This window comes from Chromohalobacter sp. HP20-39, assembly GCF_033052815.1.
Classification (GTDB): domain Bacteria; phylum Pseudomonadota; class Gammaproteobacteria; order Pseudomonadales; family Halomonadaceae; genus Chromohalobacter.
The window spans coordinates 1-242 of the sequence record NZ_JAWHTP010001074.1 but is presented as its reverse complement, the minus strand read 5'-3'; the positions used below and the strand labels follow the sequence as shown (position 1 = coordinate 242).

The window sequence follows — 242 nt, the reverse complement described above, 5'->3', positions numbered from 1 at the left end:
CCCAGACGCGAGCAGATCGCCGCCAGTTCCGCCGAGCCCAGGTACACGTTCGTGTTCTTGCCCAGACGGTTCGGGAAGTTACGGGTCGACGTCGACATGACCGTCGCGCCTTCACGCACCTGAGCCTGGTTACCCATGCACAGCGAGCAGCCCGGCATTTCCGTACGCGCACCGGCCGTGCCGAACACGCCGTAGTGGCCTTCTTCGGTCAGCTGCTTCTGGTCCATCTTGGTCGGCGGCGC

Annotated in this window: 1 protein-coding gene; it reads right to left on the bottom strand. The window is 65.3% G+C overall.

Annotated features, from left to right (window positions below; translation table 11 throughout):
• Nucleotides 1-242 (bottom strand): aconitase family protein (locus RVY79_RS21235; protein WP_317466598.1); only part of this gene is annotated, 242 nt, incomplete at both ends.